This is a genomic window from Streptomyces odontomachi (assembly GCF_024435355.1).
Taxonomy (GTDB): Bacteria; Actinomycetota; Actinomycetes; order Streptomycetales; family Streptomycetaceae; genus Streptomyces; species Streptomyces odontomachi.
In genome coordinates this window covers 41,463-56,004 of sequence record NZ_JAMJWG010000013.1, presented here as the reverse complement: position 1 = coordinate 56,004, position 14,542 = coordinate 41,463, and the positions used below count along the sequence as shown (strand labels likewise).

General features: G+C 70.6%; 11 protein-coding genes. 5 read left to right on the top strand and 6 right to left on the bottom strand.

Features of this window, described 5'->3' with window-relative positions; genetic code table 11:
• Positions 1 to 6 precede the first annotated feature (6 nt).
• Positions 7 to 1,230 (bottom strand): NYN domain-containing protein, encoded by a 1,224-nt coding sequence (locus NQO67_RS25010; protein WP_255952491.1) that lies wholly within the window; start codon positions 1,228 to 1,230, stop codon positions 7 to 9.
• A gap of 321 nt (positions 1,231 to 1,551) precedes the next feature.
• Between NQO67_RS25010 and NQO67_RS25005 the strand changes: the two genes are divergently transcribed.
• Complete coding sequence (locus NQO67_RS25005; RefSeq protein WP_255952490.1) at positions 1,552 to 1,758, top strand: hypothetical protein; 207 nt, start codon at positions 1,552 to 1,554, stop codon at positions 1,756 to 1,758.
• Between the two features lie 197 nt (positions 1,759 to 1,955).
• Here the strand turns inward: NQO67_RS25005 and dnaE are convergent, their stop codons facing one another.
• A complete protein-coding gene (gene dnaE, locus NQO67_RS25000; protein ID WP_255952489.1) occupies positions 1,956 to 5,507 on the bottom strand; it encodes a DNA polymerase III subunit alpha in 3,552 nt (1,183 codons plus the stop codon).
• Between the two features lie 641 nt (positions 5,508 to 6,148).
• Between dnaE and NQO67_RS24995 the strand changes: the two genes are divergently transcribed.
• From NQO67_RS24995 to NQO67_RS24985, 3 genes are all read left to right on the top strand, one after another.
• Positions 6,149 to 7,501: a DUF2252 domain-containing protein gene (locus NQO67_RS24995; protein ID WP_255952488.1), complete on the top strand. Its 1,353-nt coding sequence runs from the start codon at positions 6,149 to 6,151 to the stop codon at positions 7,499 to 7,501.
• 271 nt (positions 7,502 to 7,772) lie between these two features.
• On the top strand, positions 7,773 to 8,456 hold the full coding sequence (locus NQO67_RS24990; protein ID WP_255952487.1) for a hypothetical protein: 684 nt from the start codon (positions 7,773 to 7,775) through the stop codon (positions 8,454 to 8,456).
• A 70-nt stretch (positions 8,457 to 8,526) separates the two neighbouring features.
• Complete coding sequence (locus NQO67_RS24985) at positions 8,527 to 9,342, top strand: thioredoxin domain-containing protein (RefSeq protein ID WP_255952486.1); 816 nt, start codon at positions 8,527 to 8,529, stop codon at positions 9,340 to 9,342.
• Between the two features lie 106 nt (positions 9,343 to 9,448).
• On the opposite strand, the gene NQO67_RS24980 is transcribed toward NQO67_RS24985, so the two are convergent.
• Positions 9,449 to 10,045, bottom strand: a complete 597-nt coding sequence (locus NQO67_RS24980; RefSeq protein WP_255952485.1) for a dienelactone hydrolase family protein — start codon at positions 10,043 to 10,045, stop codon at positions 9,449 to 9,451.
• Positions 10,046 to 10,089: 44 nt separating this feature from the next.
• Here NQO67_RS24980 and NQO67_RS24975 point away from each other — a divergent pair, with 44 nt between their 5' ends.
• On the top strand, positions 10,090 to 11,193 hold the full coding sequence (locus NQO67_RS24975) for a mechanosensitive ion channel family protein (RefSeq protein WP_255952484.1): 1,104 nt from the start codon (positions 10,090 to 10,092) through the stop codon (positions 11,191 to 11,193).
• A 92-nt stretch (positions 11,194 to 11,285) separates the two neighbouring features.
• Here NQO67_RS24975 and NQO67_RS24970 read toward each other — a convergent pair whose 3' ends face one another.
• From NQO67_RS24970 to NQO67_RS24960, 3 genes are all read right to left on the bottom strand, one after another.
• Positions 11,286 to 12,872 (bottom strand): Na+/H+ antiporter, encoded by a 1,587-nt coding sequence (locus NQO67_RS24970; RefSeq protein ID WP_255952483.1) that lies wholly within the window; start codon positions 12,870 to 12,872, stop codon positions 11,286 to 11,288.
• A gap of 258 nt (positions 12,873 to 13,130) precedes the next feature.
• Positions 13,131 to 13,604, bottom strand: coding sequence for a GNAT family N-acetyltransferase (locus NQO67_RS24965; protein ID WP_255952482.1), 474 nt, complete (start codon positions 13,602 to 13,604; stop codon positions 13,131 to 13,133).
• Positions 13,601 to 14,542, bottom strand: coding sequence for an RluA family pseudouridine synthase (locus NQO67_RS24960; RefSeq protein ID WP_255952481.1), 942 nt, complete (start codon positions 14,540 to 14,542; stop codon positions 13,601 to 13,603). The genes NQO67_RS24965 and NQO67_RS24960 overlap by 4 nt, the downstream gene beginning before the upstream one ends.

Genomic DNA, 14,542 nt, shown 5'->3' with positions numbered 1-14,542 from the left:
AAGGCCCTACTCCCCCGCCGCCGTCTGCCCCGGTGCGTGCGCCTCGATCTCGCGCCAGAACCCCGCCCGGATGGCGTACCGATCGCGCTCGTCGATCTGGTCGTCCTTGTGTGCGAGCAGCCCGAAGCGTGCGGCGTAGCGCAGCAGCTCGCCGTCGATGCGGTGCGGGATGCGCGGGTAGAGGGCGGAGAGCGTCGCCAGGTGGACGGGCTCGGGCAGCCGGGCCATCCAGCGGCGCGCGAAGACCTGTCCGACCTCGAGCGGGTCGCCGCCGACCGTGGTGATGTCCTCCTCGCGGTCCGCCCAGCGCTGCTCGGCGGTGGTGAGCTGGGCCAGCACGGGCAGCGCCGCCGCCTCCTGGGACTCGGCGGCGGGGCGGTCGACCCAGCCCTTGTCCGAGGACCACCGCAGGGTGGCGCTCGCCGGCTGCGCCGGGCCGTGGCCCGTGGGGCCGCGCAGCACGGCCAGGTCCTTGGGGGTGGGCACGCCCTTGGTGCCGTGGCCGCGGGCCGCGGAACCGTTCGCCGCCGGGGCGGCCGGGCCGCGGTGCGGGTCGGTGTCGGCGTCGGAGGCCGCGGACGGTTCCGCCGGGCCGGCGAGCGCAGCCTCCGGCAGCGGCGCGGAGAGGATCGCGGCGATCTCGGGACGGGGCGCGGGCGGCGGCGCGCAGACCCCGCCGATCTCCTTCGCCCGCACCGCGCGGATGATCCAGGCACGGTCGAGCACCCGGCGCTCGTCGGCCTCGGCGACCAGGTCCTCCGACTGGTTGTAGTCGCCGTCGGCGGCCTGCACGGCCCACAGGTGGACGGCGACGCCGTGCTCCTTGGCCGCCATCATGCCCGGCAGCAGATCGCCGTCGCCGGTCACCAGGACGACGTCGGCGCAGGCGCGGTTACGGGCCAGTTCGGTCAGCTCGGCGTGCATCGCGGCGTCCACGCCCTTCTGCGCCCAACGGCCGTCGCTGCGGGTCAGAGCGCCCAGCCGGACGGTCACCCGGGGCATCACGCGCAGTCTGCGGTGCTCGGGCTGGGGCACCCGGTCGGGGGCGCCGTCGAACCAGTAGATGCGCAGCAGTGGACACTGGGTGTCCGACTCGGCGCGCTCCCGCAGCCCCTGGATGAGGGCGGCGTGATCGACAGAGATGCGGGACCGTGAGGGCTCACCGGCGAGCAGGCTCGCGGCTGCCCCCAGCAGATAGCCGGCGTCCACCAGGACGATGCAGCGGTCCACGCGATCCACCTTCTTCCTTCGTCTCTCCGGGGGCGCTCCGGGTCTCCACCCTCGGTCGCACCCCGGCCGAACCCGGCCCGGTCCGCCGGGTGCGGGCCGCCCGAGCCCGTCGCGCCGGTCCGCACGGGCGCCGCTCCCGTTCCCTGCGAGTCTGCCCGACCGTACGAGGGTTAACGGTTTGAACTCGATCTTCGGCGTGGCGCATCGATGGCCGGCACCCCTACAGGACCTATTACACACGGTAATTGTCCGGCATGCACACCTTGGCGCCGTATGTGAATCTGGATCCGGCCCCAGATCCCCCATAGGAGGCTGATCACCATGGCCAAGAACAGGAACCGCAAGCAGGCCGGCAGGCAGCAACTCCCCCAGCGCCTCAAGGGCGTGGCCGGCACCCCCACCGCTGCGGCGGGCGCGGGTCGGGCCAAGTCCGCGGTGGCCGAGGCCGAGTCGGACGCGCCCGGGTCGACATCCGGCGGCGCCGCGGGTACCGGACGCGGTAAACAGCGGCGATTCGGCCACAACTGAGCCGTCCCGCGGTGCCGTTTTGGCAACGGCCCGAACAGCGAGGGGCGCACCCGGCGTCGGGTGCGCCCCTCGTGTGTTGCCGAACGCCTCGTCGGGCCGGCGACCAGACGGCCCCGCGCGGGCCGTCGCCCGCCCTCGGGACGTACGCCGAACGCCCGCCCCCCGGAGGGGGCGGGCGCGATTCGTCGAACCCCTGCTCAGCCCGCCAGGCAGGCGGGTCCCAGGAGCACCTTCAGGTCGCCGAAGAGAGCCGGATCGGGCTGGACACGGTGGCGGTCGAGGCGCAGCACGGTGGTCTTCCGGGCGCCCTGGAGTTTGATGCGCACTTCGCTGTTGCCCTTGTGGTGGCTGAGGATCTCACCCAGGCGGGAGACCATCGGCGGGGTCACCCGCACCGTGGGGATGGTGATCACCACGGCGGCGTTGGTACCGGCGTTGGACAGGTCCGGGACCATCAGTTCCATGGCCACCAGGCGCGGCACGTCCTCGCGCTTGTCGAGCCGGCCCTTGACGAAGACCACCGCGTCCTCGACGAGTTGGGTGGAGACCAACTGGTAGGTGGCCGGGAAGAACATGCACTCGATGGAGCCCGCCAGGTCCTCCACGGTGGCGATCGCCCAGGCGTTGCCCTGCTTGGTCATCTTGCGCTGGAGTCCGGAGATGATGCCGCCGATGGTGACGATCGCCCCATCGGAGTAGTCACCACTGGTGAGCTGACCGATGCCGGCGTCGGCCTTGTCGGACAGCACGTGCTCCAGGCCGAAGAGCGGGTGGTCGGAGACGTACAGGCCGAGCATCTCGCGTTCCTGGGCGAGGAGATAGCTCTTCTCCCACTCCTCGGTGGAGAACTCGACGTCCATGCCGAAGCCGGGTTCGTCGCCGCCTTCGTCCCCCATACCGCCGAAGAGGTCGAACTGTCCCTCGGCCTCCTTGCGCTTGACCTGGACCACATTGTCGATCATGGGTTCGTAGTGGGCGGTGAGGCCCTTACGGCTGTGGCCCATGGTGTCGAAGGCGCCGGCCTTGATCAGGGACTCCGTGGTGCGCTTGTTGCACACCACCGCCTCGACCTTGTCGAGGTAGTCGGGGAACGAGGTGTACTTCCCCTTGCTCTTGCGGCTGCGGATGATCGCCTCGACCACGTTGGTGCCGACGTTGCGCACGGCGGACAGGCCGAAGAGGATCACGTCGTCGCCCTGGGCGGCGAAGTTGTGCTGCGACTCGTTCACGTCCGGGGGGAGCACCTTGATGCCCATGCGGCGGCACTCGTTCAGGTAGACGGCGGACTTGTCCTTGTCGTCCTTCACGGAGGTCAGCAGCGCCGCCATGTACTCGGCCGGGTAGTTGGCCTTGAGGTAGGCGGTCCAGTACGAGACGAGGCCGTAGGCGGCGGAGTGCGCCTTGTTGAAGGCGTAGCCGGCGAACGGCACCAGGACGTCCCACAGGGCCTGGATCGCCTCGTCGCTGTAGCCGTTCTTCTGCGCGCCGGCCTGGAAGATGGTGAAGTTCTTCGCCAGTTCGTCGGGCTTCTTCTTGCCCATCACACGGCGCAGGATGTCGGCCTCGCCGAGCGAGTAACCGGCGATGATCTGGGCGGCCTTCTGCACCTGCTCCTGGTAGACGATCAGGCCGTAGGTGACGGCCAGGACCTCTTCGAGGGGCTCGGCCAGCTCCTTGTGGATCGGGGTGATCTCCTGGCGGCCGTTCTTGCGTTCCGCGTAGTTGATGTGCGAGTTCATGCCCATCGGGCCCGGCCGGTAGAGGGCCGAGACGGCGGAGATGTCCTCGAAGTTGTCGGGCTGCATCTGGCGGAGCAGGGAGCGCATCGGGCCGCCGTCGAACTGGAAGACACCGAGGGTGTCACCACGGCAGAGCAGCTCGAAGGTCTTGGGGTCGTCCAGCGGGAGCGCGAGCATCTCCAGGTCGATGCCCTTGTTGGCCTTCACCATCTTGATGGCGTCGTCCATGATCGTGAGGTTGCGCAGGCCCAGGAAGTCCATCTTCAGCAGGCCCAGCGACTCGCACTGGGGGTAGTCCCACTGCGTGATGGTCACGCCGTCGGTGTGCCGCACCCAGATCGGGGCGTGGTCGACGATGGGCTCGCTGGACATGATCACGCCGGCGGCGTGCACGCCCATCTGCCGGACCAGGCCCTCGACGCCCTTGGCGGTGTCGATGACCTTCTTGACGTCCGGCTCGTTCTCGTACATCCCGCGGATCTCGCCCGCCTCGTTGTAACGCGGGTGCGAGGGGTTGGTGATGCCGTCCAGGTCGATGCCCTTGCCGAGGACGTCGGCGGGCATGGCCTTGGTGAGCCGGTCGCCCATCGCGTACGGGTAGCCGAGCACGCGTGCGGAGTCCTTGATCGCGTTCTTGGCCTTGATCTTGCCGTACGTGCCGATCATGGCGACCTTGTCGGCGCCGTACTTCTCCGTCACGTACCTGATCACCTCGACGCGCCTGCGCTCGTCGAAGTCGATGTCGACGTCGGGCATGGAGACGCGCTCGGGGTTGAGGAACCGCTCGAAGATCAGGCCGTGCGGGATCGGGTCCAGGTCGGTGATGCCCATGGCGTAGGCGACGATCGAGCCGGCCGCCGAGCCACGGCCGGGGCCGACCGCGATGCCGTTGTTCTTGGCCCACATGATGAAGTCGGCGACGACGAGGAAGTACCCCGGGAACCCCATCTGGATGATGACGTCCATCTCGTACTCGACCTGCTTCTGGCGGTCCTCGGGGATGCCGCCGGGGAAGCGGCGCTCCATGCCGCGGCGCACCTCCTCCTTGAACCAGGTGACCTCGGTGTAGCCCTCCGGGATGTCGAACTTCGGCATCAGGTCGCGCTTCTCGAACATCCCGGTGGTGTCGATCTGCTCGGCGACCAGGAGGGTGTTGGCGCAGCCCTGCTGCCAGGCGTCCGAGGAGTCGATGGCGTACATCTCGTCCGTGGACTTCAGGTAGTAGCCGGTGCCGTCGAACTTGAAGCGGTCGGGGTCCGAGAGGTTCTTGCCGGTCTGGATGCACAGCAGGGCGTCGTGGGCCGTGGCCTCGTGGGCGTACGTGTAGTGCGAGTCGTTGGTCACCAGGGGCGGGATGCCGAGCTTCTTGCCGATCTCCAGCAGGCCGTCGCGTACCCGGCGCTCGATCTCGATGCCGTGGTCCATCAGCTCCAGGAAGTAGCGGTCCTTGCCGAAGATGTCCTGGTACTCGGCGGCCGCCTTCAGGGCCTCGTCGTACTGGCCGAGGCGCAGCCTGGTCTGGAGCTCGCCGGAGGGGCAGCCGGTGGAGGCGATGAGCCCCTCGGAGTGCTGGGAGATGGACTCCTTGTCCATCCGGGGCCACTTCTGGAGCCAGCCCTCGGCATACGCGTCGGAGGACAGCTTGAAGAGGTTGTGCAGGCCGGTCTTGTCGGCCGCCCAGATCGTCTTGTGCGTGTAGCCACCGGAACCGGAGACGTCATCACGCTTCTGGTGCGGCTGGCCCCACTGGATCTTGCGCTTGTTCCGCCGGGACTCCGGGGCGACGTAGGCCTCGATGCCGATGATCGGGGTGACGCCGGCCTTCTTGGCGGAGTGGAAGAAGTCGTACGCCCCATGGAGGTTGCCGTGATCGCTCATGGCGATGTGCGACATGCCCATCTCCTGGCAGGCCGCGAACATGTCCTTCAGCCGCGCGGCACCGTCCAGCAGCGAGTACTGGGTGTGAACGTGCAGGTGCGTGAACGGGGGCTTCTGGGACGGTGACGCCACGGCGGGGGACCTCCAGCGAACGGAACCGGTAGACGAAAAGAAGACGAAAAGGGAGACGCCAGGCGTCGGATGAGGCCTGGGAAGGGTCGCGTGGCAGTCTACGACCCGGCGCCGACAGTGAACCCGGAGCGGCGGGTGTGTTCGGCCATCGGTTTCCCGACCCGGCCTCGTCCGCGGTGACATGCGGCGACGCACGGAAACCGGGACGCGGTCCGGCGCGCCGGGGCACGGCGTGGACCTGCACGGCGATGCGGTGCACGGCAGCGCATGGTGGCACAGCGGTCAGGGAAGACGCGCGCCGGCGTGTGGCGCACCGGTCGGGTGGGCGCGGGCGGGCGGCAGGTAGGTTCGTGCGGTGACCGACGGGCCGCGCGGTCGCGGTTCCGGCCGCCGGCGGCTTCTTCCACGCGTCGCCCGGCGTTTCTCGGCCGGGTGTGGCGTGTTGGTTGCCTGCGCGCCCGCCGCGCCGGTACCTCTTGTTCCCGCCGGACCGATCGTCTCCGCCAGGTCGTTCGCACCGGCGGATCCGATCCCGTTCGTCCCTGCACATCACCGACCGCACGCCGCCCAAACGACCGACCACCACAAACCACCGCACATCACCGACCACTGCACACCACCGCACCTGGAGGCACCCACCGATGCCGGTACCGCAGCCCAGCGCCGAGCAGCGCGGCGAGCAGATCCTCGCCGTCTTCGACACCGCGTTCGGCCAGCTCCTGGCCGCCGACCCGGCCGCCTTCCGCGTCAAGTTCCGGAAGATGGCCGCTTCGGCCTTCGCCTTCTACCGTGGCACGGCCTGCCTCTTCTACCACGACCTGACGGCCGACATCGGCTTCGGCGCCAAGCGCGGCGGCCCCTACCTGGACGACCGCACGGCACGCGTGTGGATCCACGGTGACCTGCACGCGGAGAACTTCGGCACCTACATGGACGCCAAGGGCCGCCTGATCTTCAACGTCAACGACTTCGACGAGGCCTACGTCGGCCCCTTCACCTGGGACCTCCAGCGCTTCGCCGCCTCGGTGGCCCTGATCGGGTACGCCAAGGCGCTCAGTGACGAGCAGATCACCGAGCTGGTGCGGATCTACGCCGCCGCCTACCGCGAGCGCATCCAGGCCCTGTCGAGCGGCGCCAAGCACGACGAGGTGCCGCCGTTCACGCTGGACTCCGCCCAGGGCCCGCTGCTGGACGCGCTGCGGGACGCCCGCTCGCTGACCCGGTTCGGGCTGCTGGACTCGATGACCGAGATCCGCGACTTCGAGCGCCGCTTCGCGCCCGGCGGCGGCTCCATCGAGCTGGACGCGGCCACCCGCTACAAGGTGCTGGCCGCGTTCGACGGCTACCTGGAGACGCTGCCCGAGGCGTCGCTGACCCGGCCGGACTCCTACCGCGTCAAGGACGTCGTCGGCCGCCGCGGCATCGGCATCGGCTCCGCGGGCCTGCCGTCGTACAACATCCTCCTGGAGGGCAACAGCGACGCCCTGGAGAACGACGTCGTCATCTACATGAAGCAGGCCCAGACGCCGGCCGTCTCCCGGCACATCACGGACCCCGCGATCCGGGACTACTGGGTGCACGAGGGCCACCGCACGGTGATCTCCCAGCGGGCGCTCCAGGCCTACGCCGACCCGTGGCTCGGCTGGGCGGAGCTGGACGGTGCCGGACAGCTCGTGGCGGAGATCTCGCCGTACGCGGTCGACCTGGACTGGTCCGACATCGACGACCTGGAGGAGATCTCCACGGTCGTCGCCGACCTGGGCCGCGCCACCGCCACCATGCACGCCGCCGCGGACGAGAGCGGTCACTCGGAGCTGGTGCCGTTCTCCACCGAGCGCGCCATCGACGCGGCGATCGCGGCCGACGAGGACGGCTTCGGTGACCTGCTGGTCGACTTCGCCCACCGCTACGGCGCCCGGGCCCGCGCCGATCACCAGATCTTCGTGGACCTGTTCCGCAACGGCCGCATCCCGGGTCTGGAGGGCACGCTGTGAGGTGATCACCGCTGCACGGCGCCCATGGGGACCCCCGGGTACACAGGTACCTTTTAGGGGGTCCCTACGGCCTTCGTGGCACACTCGGCAACGGCCCTCGTACACTGTCCGGCCGCACACCGCCCGCCCGCGTACGCCGCCCCCTCTTGGGGCACAGCCCGCCTTCCGTCGAAAGAGCAGTCCACCCGTGACCCGAGCGCAGATAGCCACCCCCAGCGCCCTGAGGGCGTGGGTGGGGGCGTCTCCCTCCCCCGCTCAGCGCGGTGGGGGTGTGCCCGCGTCGACGCCCCGAGCGCTACGCGCCGCGCTGTTCACGGCACTCGTGGTGACCCTCTCGGCCGGTTCGCACGTGCTGCTCTCGCAGGTCGCCCTGCCGTCGGCCACGGTCGCCGCGACGGCGGTGGCCATCTTCGTCGTGGCCTATGCGCTGGCGGGGCGGGAGCGCGGCTTCGCCGGGATCGCCGGGCTGCTGATCCCGCTGGAGCTGGCGGCCGACACCGTCTTCACCTCCGGCCAGCACCTCTGCTACGGCCAGGCGGGCGGGCCGGTGCGCGGCACGCTGCGCTCCGTCGGCTTCGACGTGCTGTGCGGCGGTTCGGACGTCGGAACGCCGCTGGCCGGGATGGCCGGGGGCGCCCAGGACCGGGCGCCGGCGCTGCTCGCCGACGCCGGTCCGGCCTCCTGCTGGCTGCTGCTGGCCGCGCACGTCACCGTCGGGCTGCTGGCCGCGGCCTGGCTACGGCGCGGCGAGCGGGCCCTGGGCCAGTTGCTGCGGGCCGCGGCCTGCGTCGCCTTCCGGCCGCTGCTGGCCGTGATGGCCACGGTCACGCCACACCACTCTCCGGTACTGCGCCTGCCGCGCACCGCGCACCGGCCACGGGGCGTGCGCGCCCGCGCATGGGTGCACTCCACGGGGCGGCGCGGACCGCCGCGCTTGGCCGTCACTCCCGCCTGAGCACGGCACATCCGCCCCAGCACCCCGCGCATGCACACACGTGCGCTCGTCCCCGGAGATGAACGAGACCATGAGCAAGAGAAACAGCCAGGCAGCGAAGAGCGCGGCCCGTGAGCGGCTCCGCCAGGAGCGTGAGCGTGAGGCCAAGCGCGCCAAGGCGAAGCGGCAGTCACTCGTCGTACTGGCCGTGATCGTCGTGCTGGCGATCGTCGGCGGCATCGGCTACCTGGTGATGCAGGCCAACAAGCCCAGTTACTGGGAGTCCGCCAAGAACGACAAGCTGGTCGCCCCGAAGAACACCAGTGGTTCGAACGGCACCACGGTCGTCGTCGGCAAGTCCAGCGCGAAGAACACCCTCAAGGAGTACGAGGACTCCCGCTGCCCGATCTGCGCGCAGTTCGAGCAGAGCGTCGGCGAGACCGTCCAGAAGGACGTCAAGGACGGCAAGTACAAGATCGAGTACATCGGCGCCACGTTCATCGACGGCAACGGCGGCGAGGGTTCGAAGAACGCCCTCAGCGCGCTGGGCGCGGCCCTGAACGTCAGCCCGGACGCCTTCCTCCAGTACAAGTCGGCGCTGTACTCGACGAAGTACCACCCCGACGAGAAGGTGGACAAGTTCAAGGACGACGCCTACCTGATCAAGGTCGCGAACACCGTCGACGCCCTGAAGGACAACAAGGCGTTCCAGAAGGACGTCAAGGACGGCACCTTCGACAAGTGGGCGCTGGAGATGTCGGCGAAGTTCGACAAGAACAAGGACGGCGTCACCGGCACCCCGACGCTGTTCATGAACGGCAAGAAGCTGACGGGCTCGGACGGGCAGAACGCCCCGATGACGGTCCAGGAGTTCAACACGGCCGTCGACAAGCTGGTCAAGAAGTAGTCGCGGCGGTGCGCGGCCGGGCCCGGTGACCACCCGGCGCCACACGGTCCGGCACCGTCCACGAAGCGGGCGAGCGGTTTATACGTTCGCCCGCTTTTCGTTGCCCTCAGTCGTTCTCGGGACTCTCCGGGCTCTCCAGGCTCTCCAGGAAGCCGAGCGCGGTACGCCAGGTCTGCTCCGCCGCGTCCGCGTCGTGGTCCGGCAAACCGGGGTCGGTGTAGAGGTGCCCGGCGCCCCGGTAGCGGTACACCTCCACGTCGGCCCCGGCACGGCGCATCTGGAGGTACCAGGCGCTAAGCCAGTCGTCCGGTTCGAAGGGGTCGGGTTCGGCGACGTGCAGTTGTACCGGCAGGTCGGCCGCCTGCGCGTTCGGGGCGACGTCGGACGTGCCGTGCAGGAGCAGCAGGCCGCGTGCGCGCTCGTCGCCCAGGGCCATGGTCTGGGCGACGGCGGCGCCCAGCGAGAAGCCCGCGTAGACGAGGCCCCGCTCGGAGTACGGCGCAGCGGCGAGCACCGCCCGTTTGAGCAGCTCCTCCTTGCCGACCTCGGCGCGGAACTCGGCCGCCTGCGCGACGGTGTCGAAGGTGCGCCCCTCGAAGAGGTCGGGCGTCCACACCTGGTGGCCCGCGCCCCGCAACCGGTCGGCCGCCGCGTGGACCGCGGGCCTGAGCCCGTACACGGAGTGGCACAGCATGATGTCCATGGGGTCCATCGTGCCAGGCCATGGGTGCCCGTTACGGTCGTGGGATGGAGACCGTACTGCGTCCGCTGATAGTCGTCGGCGGCTCGGCCGTGGTGGCGTTCGGCGTGAGCTGGGCCGTCGACCACCTGTTGCAGCGGGTCGACACCCGCCACCCCGAGACACCCCTGTGGGGCCTGCTGCGCCGATGCCGCCAGCCGTTCATGATCGTCCTGTTCGCCGCCGCGCTCCGCGCCTCGTACCAGTGGCTGCGCTACGACCGGGTGCGCCACCACGACGCGGCGGTCGGCCAGATCCTCACGCTGGTGCTGATCGGCGCGGGGGCGTGGCTGGTGATCCGCGGGGCGTCCGCCGTCGCCGAAGCCTCCTACGCGAAGTACGCGGCCTCGTCGCGGGACACCGGGCGGCTGCGCCGGGTGCGCACCCAGGTCACGCTCATCATGCGGATCGTGACGGCGGTGGTCGGGGTGGTCGCCGCCGCCGCGATGCTGCTCACGTTCCCCGACCTGCGTGCGGTCGGTACGTCGATGCTGGCGTCGGCGGGTCTCATCGGCATCGTCGCGGGCATCGCCGCGCAGAGCACGCTCGGCAATCTCTTCGCGGGGTTCCAGATCGCCTTCGGCGACATGGTGCGGATCGGCGACACCGTGGTGGTGAACGGCGAGTGGGGCGTGGTCGACGAGGTCACGCTCACCTTCCTCAGCGTCCGCACCTGGGACGAACGCCGTATCACGATGCCTGTGTCGTACTTCACCAGCCAGCCGTTCGAGAACTGGTCACGCGGCGGTGCGCAGATGACCGGCACCGTCTTCTTCCACCTGGACCATCACGCGCCGATCCCCGAGATCCGCGACAAGCTGCGGGACATCCTGCGCGACTGCCCCGCGTGGGACGGCCGCGACTGGGGCCTGGCGGTCACGGACACCACCCCCAGCGCCATCGAGGTGCGTGCGCTGATGACCGCCAAGGACTCCGGCGACCTGTGGTCGGTCCGGGTCACCGTGCGCGAGCAGCTCATCCGCTGGCTGGCGGAGCACCATCCGTACGCCCTGCCGCGCATCAACACCAACCAGGCGGACTCCCCGCCGGATTTCGGCCACCGCCATCCGCTGCTCAAGGACGGCCGGGTGCCGCGCACGGGGCTGGGATGAGGCCGGTCGTCGGGATCGCGGCGGGCTGACGCAGGAGCGGGGGCGGCTCCTGGTCGGTGCCGCGGTCGTACCGGCACCGGCACCGGCGCCGCTCAGCGCAGGCTGCGGACGTCGAGATGGCGCAGCACCTGGTCGACGATGGCCGGGTCGGCGCCGGGTTCGCTGCGGGCGGAGAGCACCTCGTGGCGGGCGGCGGACAGCAGTTCGCCCTGGAGGCTCCGCATCCGCTTCAGCCGCTCCACCCGGCGGGCCTGTGCGGCGCGCCGCTCCTCGTCACCTATGGCGGGGCTGATCCGCAGCCCGATCTCGTAGGCGCGGCGGAGCAGCTGCTCGGACACTTCCTCCGGAAGCTCCTCCTCGGACTCGATCTCCTTCAGCCGCTGCCGTGCCGCCCGGGAGGCGCGCACGGCCAGCTCCCGCTCGTAGGCCTGCCCCACCTCGCGGTCGGCGCGCACCCCGAGCAGCCTGACCAGCCAGGGCAGCGTGAGCCCCTGCACCACCAGGGTGGCCATGATCACGGCGAAGGCGATGAAGACGATCTCGTCCCGCTTCGGAAACGGCGAGCCGGTGTCCGTCGTCAGCGGGATGGCGAGCGCCAGAGCCACCGAGGCCACCCCGCGCATCCCCGCCCACCACATGACGATGGTCTCGCGCACGCTGGTGGGCACTTCCTCGTCGTAGTCGCGCAGGGCGTGCAGCCGCTTGGTGAGCCAGCCCGCGGGCAGCAGCCACAGCAGCCGGACACCGACGACCACGCCGACCACACCGGCGGCCGAGCCGAGCAGTTCGCCCCAGCGTCCGGACGCGGTCCCCACGGCGATGTGCAGTTCGAGGCCGATGAGGCCGAAGGCGATTCCGGTGACGAGGGTGTCGACGACGTCCCAGAAGGTGCTGCCCACCAACCGGGCCGTGACGTCGTCGGCGCCGAGCGCGAACTCGGCCAGGAACAGCGCCGTGGTGAGCACCGCGAGCACCCCGGAGCCGTGCAGCTCCTCCGCCGTGAGATAGGCGGCGAAGGGCACCAGCAGGGTCAGGCCGACCTGGAGGGTGGGGTCGCCGAGCAGGCTCATCAGCTTGTTGGCGCCCCAGCCGAAGGCGAGGCCGACGGCCACCGCGACGACCGCGGAGACCACGAAGTCGAGCACCGCGTGCGTCGCCGAGAAGGTGCCGCTGACGGCGGCGGCGACGGCGATGTGGTAGAGCACGATCGCGGTGACGTCGTTGAAGAGGCCCTCGCCCTCCAGGATCGACACCAACCGGCGCGGCAGCCCGAGGGTACCGGCGACGGCGGTCGCGGCGACCGGGTCGGGCGGTGCCACCAGCGCGCCGAGCACCAGGGCCGCCGCCAGCGGCATCCCCGGCACCAGGGCGGAGGCCACGAAGGCGACGGCGGCGGTGGTGACGAACACCAGGGCCACCGCGAGCAGGAAGATCGGTCGGACGTTGGCGGTGAACTGCCGCCAGGAGGTGCGCTGCACGGAGGCGTACAGCAGCGGTGGCAGCACGGCGGGGAGGATCAGTTCCGGCGGTACGTTGACGTTCGGCACGAACGGCAGCAGCGCCAGGGCGATCCCGAGCAGCGTCATCAGGACCGGGGACGGCAGGCCGAGCCGATCGCCCAGGGGGACGCACAGCACGGCCCCGAGCAACAGCACGAACAGCAGCACGAGCTGATCCACCAAGCGACGCTCCGATCCCTGGTGCCGGCCCCGGACTCCCGCGCCGGGTGCCACCGGAGCGGGTCGTCGGGCCGGCGGTACAGCGGGGCACCTCGTCGAGGACACCTGCCGAAGGCCTTCCGCTCCGCGTCAGGGTGCCCCGTTTGGTGCCCCGTCAGGCATGCCGCCACGGAATGCCGGCCCGTTGGGCGTACTTCCGTCAGGGGCCCCGTCGGGGGTACCTCGTCAGCGCCGCGGGGTGAAGGGCGTCAGCCGGGCTCAGAGTTCCCGTCGCATCGAGCGGTGCGGGATGCCCGCGTCCGGGAACTCCGGGCCGTAGGCCGCGTACCCCAGCCGCTGGTAGAAACCCAGCGCTTGCGTCTGGGCGTGCAGGTCGACAGCGGTGAGCCCGAGCCCGCGGGCCGCGTCCTCGATGCCCCGCACCAGCGCCGCGCCGACGCCGCTGCCGCGGGCGGAGCGTGCCACGGCCAGCCGGCCGAGCAGTCCGACGTCCGGGCCCGCGCCGGTCCCCTCCTGGGCCGCCGCACCGTGCAGCAGGCGGCCGGTGCCGACCGGGACCCCGTCGGCGCCCATGGCTATCACGTGCAGGGCAACGGCGTCGTGGGCGTCGTACTCGATGTCCTCGGCGATGCCCTGTTCCCGGACGAAGACCTCCTTGCGCACCGCGAAGCAGGCTTCGCGCTCGGCCGGGTCGTCGGCCACGCGTACCGTCAGGTCGTCGTTGCCGGTCATGCGCTCTCTTCCTGTACGCGGTCCAGCGCTCGCTGGAGATCCTCGGGATAGGGGCTCTCGAACTCCGCCCAGCGGCCGTCGCCGGGGTGCTCGAAGCCGAGCCGTACCGCGTGCAGCCACTGCCGGGTGACCCCGAGCCGCTTGGCGAGCGTGGGGTCGGCACCGTACGTCAGGTCGCCGACGCAGGGGTGGCGGTGCGCGGCCATGTGCACCCGGATCTGGTGGGTGCGGCCGGTCTCCAGCTTGATGTCGAGCAGCGATGCCGCGCGGAACGCCTCGAGAAGGTCGTAGTGCGTCACGGACGGCTTGCCGTCAGCCGTCACCGCCCACTTGTAGTCATGGGTGGGGTGGCGCCCGATGGGTGCGTCGATGGTGCCGCTGGTGGGGTCGGGGTGGCCCTGCACCAGCGCGTGGTAGCGCTTGTCGACGGTGCGCTCGCGGAACTGCTGCTTCAGCGAGCTGTAGGCACGCTCCGACTTGGCGACCACCATCAGGCCGGAGGTGCCGACGTCCAGGCGGTGCACGATGCCCTGGCGCTCTGCGGCGCCGGAGGTGGAGATGCGGTATCCGGCGGCGGCGAGACCGCCGATGACGGTCGGGCCGCTCCAGCCGGGGCTGGGGTGGGCGGCCACCCCGACGGGCTTGACGATCACCACGACGTCGTCGTCATCGTGCACGATCACCATGCCCTCGACCGGCTCGGCCACCACCTGGACCGGAGCGGGGGGCCGGGGCATCTCGACCTCCAGCCAGGCACCGCCGTGCACCCGCTCGGACTTGCCGACCGCCGTGCCGTCCACGAGCACCTTGCCGGCGGCGGCCAGCTCGGCCGCCTTGGTGCGGGAGAAGCCGAACATCCGGGAGATGGCGGCGTCTACGCGCTCGCCCTCCAGGCCGTCGGGCACGGGCAGGGTACGGGTCTCGGGAATCGTGCTCAC